The organism is Streptomyces sp. MnatMP-M17 (assembly GCF_900091995.1).
Classification (GTDB): Bacteria; Actinomycetota; Actinomycetes; order Streptomycetales; family Streptomycetaceae; genus Streptomyces.
In genome coordinates this window covers 1-4,583 of the sequence record NZ_FMDK01000469.1, presented here as the reverse complement: position 1 = coordinate 4,583, position 4,583 = coordinate 1, and the positions used below count along the sequence as shown (strand labels likewise).

Annotated in this window: 2 protein-coding genes and 1 pseudogene; all 3 read left to right on the top strand. The window is 68.9% G+C overall.

The window, feature by feature from the left end; translation table 11 throughout:
• Positions 1–434: 434 nt before the first annotated feature.
• Entirely contained in the window at positions 435–869 is a 435-nt protein-coding gene (locus tag GA0115259_RS21125; protein ID WP_141716644.1) for a hypothetical protein, read from the top strand.
• Positions 870–1,049: 180 nt separating this feature from the next.
• Positions 1,050–1,520, top strand: a complete 471-nt coding sequence (locus GA0115259_RS21120) for a GNAT family N-acetyltransferase (protein WP_093599503.1) — start codon at positions 1,050–1,052, stop codon at positions 1,518–1,520.
• A 1,285-nt stretch (positions 1,521–2,805) separates the two neighbouring features.
• Positions 2,806–4,583 (top strand): annotated as a pseudogene (locus GA0115259_RS21115) (hypothetical protein); the annotation flags it as partial.

Below are 4,583 nucleotides of genomic sequence, written 5' to 3'. Positions count from 1 at the left end.
CCCCCACAGCCCCGAACACCACCCCCACCACCAACCCCGCACCCCCACAACCAGCCACACCCACGCCCCCACCGCAGTCCTCGCCACCGGACAACTCCACCGCAGACACCCCACCCCCACCCTCCACCCCAACACCCCAGCCCCCAGACCGAATCTGCGTACTGGTCCTCTGCGTCGGCTGATCACGCCGCCGCAGGCTGACGCGGGCAGCGCTGTCCGGCGCCGGCCCCGGTGAGGTGCGGGCGCTGTCCGCCGGCCGGCCGGCGTTCGAGACGGACGACCACGCCGATTTCGGTGCATAACCCGTCGGCAGGCGCGACGAACGAGATGCCGCCGCCCGTCCGGGGTTGTGGGCACATCTGGCCACCGTGCTCGCAGGTCGTCTGCGTGCGCTAGCGTCCCGCGTCATGCGGAGACACTGGGTGGGGCTCCTGGTGGCCGGCTTGATTGCCGTGCCGATGGTGATGTTCGTCGGGGAACCGATCAGGTATTTCCTGTTCACCTATGGGTGCAGGGAGGAAGAGGACCGGCTCGCTGAGGCGCTCGCGGGGGATCCGGTGCTGGACGCGCCGCCTACGGGCGCCGGGAAGGCGGAGACGTACAAGGGGTGTGACGACGACGATCTGTTCGTCTGGGTCGGAACTGAATTCCCGTACGACGCCTCTCGGCAGAGCGTTCTCGTCCATTACCGGGAGACCGCGCGAGCGAACGGCTGGCAGCCGCAGGCCACGGACGCGGACGGCCGGCCGTCCGACTGCTTCACCAAGCGGATCGGCGGTACGACCGCCTACCTCAGCGTGTACGGCCCGGACAACGGAAAGGCAGGGGTGGGGATCACTGCGGATCAGGCCGGTTCGGAATGGTGCTGACTGTGTTCGTACCCGTACCCCGGATTCCTCTCTTCTCCAAGGCGCCGAGGCTCTTCGCGCCGGTCGGCTCAAGGGGCTCCACCGCACCGCAACGCCGCCTGGGAAGTTGGCGGTGTCGCCGTCTGCAGGAGGTGTGCGGCACCGGGAAAGTCATTTGATCCGCTGGCTTACGGTTCCCGTATGACGACTACGCTCCGGCTGGCAAAGGTCACTGCCGCCAACTTCGACGTCGCGATCGGCCTGAAGGTTCGCCCTGACCAGGAGCACCTGGTCGCGCCGGTCGTGAAGTCCCTCGCCGAGGCGTACGTGTACCCAGGCATGGCTTGGCCCCGCATCATCTTCGACGGCGACCGACCCGTCGGCTTCCTTATGGCCTTCCTCGATATCGACTTCGCAGGCGACGGCAGGGGCACGGACATCCGTTCGGGCCTGTGGCGGCTTAACATCGCGGCCGACGAACAGGGCCGCGGCTATGGCCGCTTCGCGGTCGAGTCCGTGGCCGCTGAGATCCGCCGCCGCGGCGGCACCCGCCTGACCACCACCTGGCACCCGGGCGAGGACGGCCCCGAGGGGTTTTACCTGGGGCTCGGGTTCCGGCCGACGGGGGAGATGAGCGGAGATCAAAAGGTCGGGGAGTTGGCGTTGAGCTAGGTCGCCGGACGTTGCGGTCCGCATGCCCGCGTGTGCAGGAGTCCTCCCTCGCAGGGGCTCGCTGGCCTTGCGTTCCAGGTCAGGCGGCCACTGCAGGTCGTAATTCGTAAAAGGTGCCGACCCGGCGCTCAGCGGGCCGTTCACCTCCGGCGCGCGGCTCGGGCGCCGTGATCGGGTGGACGTGGACGTGCGGGGAACGCGCCCTCTCCGTGGGCGTCGACCGCCCGCGCCTGCTCGCGGCGTACAGCGATGCGGGACGACTGACCGGCCCAACCGCACCATGAGTGGCCTGGTGCCTGTACGCCGGAGGTCGTAAAAGCGGGAGTCCTGGGGCCAGCGAGCCGGCTTTGTCGTCCCGGACCGTGCGCCGCTTACGGTTGAGGATGGTTACGGATGGCCTCGGCGAGTCAGTGCCGGAATTGGCGCAGCGAGTCCTGCCGGAACCGGCCGATACGCACTGGTCGCCACCTTCGCCGATACGGAAGCGGCCGGGCACGAACCCGCCGTACTGCTGGCCGAGGCTGTCAACCGGCGCGAGCTGGCCACAACCGCTTCGATCAGCGACGCGCTCCGGTGCCCGGCGTATGCGCGCGAAGCGCGCGGGAGCGGGAGCGGGGAACCGGCAATGAGGCGCAGCTCCCGCCAGGTCGACCTCAGTACATTCGCCTTCCGACCGCCATGAGTCTGCGCCGACAGTGCTCGGGTTCGCGGGTGTGCCTCGGCATGAGGCCGACGCGGTGGAGCACCGTCGGAAGTAGGCTGTCGGCAATGGATAAGGCCGTGTTTCACGGCACCAGGTGAAGTCGGGGACGCCAGCATTGCGGTTTGCCCGATTCACCCAGAAGCGCAGGGAAATGACACTTATGACGGAATTCCTGAAAGTAAGTAAAAACGGGTCTCCGCCCATATAAAACAGCAGGTCAGCTCCTGTGGTCCCCGCGCACGCGGGGTTGTTGGCGTGCATTTCACCCCCTTGGGGCTTTGGTAATCGTGGTCCCCGCGCACGCGGGGTTGTTGGTTTCTGGCTGGGGCTCGCGCGATGTGGGGCTGGCGGCGCATCGGCCGGTCTCCGGGCGTTGGGGGGCTTGGCTCGGGCCGGCCCCGGCCCCCGGCCGAATCGTGCGGTTATCGCTGCGTCGGCGGTTCGTAAGCGCTATTCTGCCGCGACGGAGTTCTGGGGGGCGACGTGGCAGCGGGGTCGGCGCGGGCGGTTTTAGTTGAGGGGGCGTCGTACAACGACCCCTTCTTATCTCTGCCACCGGGGATACGAAGAAACGTCGCCGAGGTGCGGGACGTTCTCGCGGACCCGGTGATCGGGGCGATCGATCCCGAGAACTGTGATGTGGTGTTCTCGGACAACGGTGACGAGGTCCTCGACCGGGTCGCCGAGGCGGCGGCCGAGGACGGTCCGCTCATCGTCTACTGGACCGGTCACGGGGCCCTGACCGACGGTGAGTTGTATCTCGCCGACCGGAACTCCGACGGTACCGACCTCGGCACCTGGGTGTCGGCTCTCGATGTCGCCGACCGTATGACGTCGTCGTCATCTCCTGGTCGCGCCGACGGTGGCCGGGCCGATCGGCTGCTCATTCTCGACGTCTGCTTCTCCTCCGGACCCGGGCGCGGCCAGGTGCGTCCCCGTGGTATCCGGCGCGCTCTGGACCGGCTCGCCCGCGAGGGCATCGCCGTCCTCTCCGCCGTCGGGACGAGTGCGCTGGGCTATGCGGTCAACACGTACTCGACCTCTGTCTTCACCAGCCATCTGGTCACACTGCTGCGCGCGGGCATGAACTCCAGGGAGCGCGCGCTCCATCTGGGCTCCCTGCACCGCCAGTTGGCCTCCATGCTGCGCAACGGCGGTTATCACGCCGCCTTTCTGCGCAACGCCGCCGGCTACCGGTCGTCCCTCGTGCTGAACAGGGCCCTGAACGAGCAGGAGTCCACGTATCTCCCCGCGCGGCTGGCCGCCGTATCGCTGCGCAGGGAGAGCACACAGCGGCATGCCCTCGCTCTCGGGCTCGCACCATCGCCCGCCCCCGAGCCATCGCCTGCGTCCAGACCCACGCCCTCGCTCGCATCCGCGCCCGTCGGCACCCCGCCCGAGCCCGGCGTCAAGCCGGTCCGGCCGGCCGAGGACGCCGGTGCGTTCTACAACGCGCTCCTGCGCAGCGGTTGCGGCTTCTCGCGGTCGAGTACGCATCTGCTCCAGGAGCCGGGCTCGTGGGACGTCGTACGGAACAACCTCAGAACCGTTGTGGACGAGAGCGACAACATGCTGCTCGTCTATATCGCCGCGCACGGTGTGGCGCGGATGGGCGACGGCGGGCTCGATCTGCTGCTGACGCTTTCGCAGGGCGCGACGGTGCCGTTGAGCGATGTGGTCGGCGAACTGAGCCGTTCCCTGGCGGAATCCGTCACACTCATGGTCGACCTCAGCCGTACCGATGCCGCCGAGCACACCACCGGTTACGCCCGTGCCGGCGGCGGCAGCGGCAGCGGTGGTTTTCCGCAGTGGCGACGGCGGACCGGGCTGAGCTGCCTCGACATCACCTGGCGCAACTCGGCCGACGGTCTGCCGGTCACGGCTCCGGACGCGGTGGCGCTCGGCGGCGAGCCGCATCTCGCGATGCTCAGCGCTCCGAGACGGTCGGGCCTGTTCCTGAACTCCCTGCTCTCCGGCGGCAGAGTCGCCGGAGCCTCACGTCCGTGGGCGTTCGCGTCGCCGGGCCGGCAGGTGTACGCCTTCGACCGTTCGGGCCCGCTCAGTCCCTGGAGCGCGCTGCTCCAGCTCACCGCTCCGGAGCTGCTGTCCCGTGGGCCGCTCGCGGAACAGGCCCTGGACTGGTCGGAGATGGAGACGGAGATGGAACGGTTGCTGCCGACACCGGCGACACAGCCGACACCATCAGCAGCAGAGCCTGCACCCTCACCGCCATCCGCTCCAGCTCCAGCTCCCGATGCCGATGCCGATGCCGATGAGTCTGTATCGTCGGACGACGAACAGCCCCCCGACGGCGGCGCCCCCTCCGGGACCCGCCGTCCACCCGCCGCCGACCGGCCCCG

Coding starts and splice junctions, on each gene's coding strand:
- GA0115259_RS21120 (WP_093599503.1), top strand. CDS start 1,050: ATGACGACTACGCTCCGGCTGGCAAAGGTCACTGCCGCCAACTTCGAC.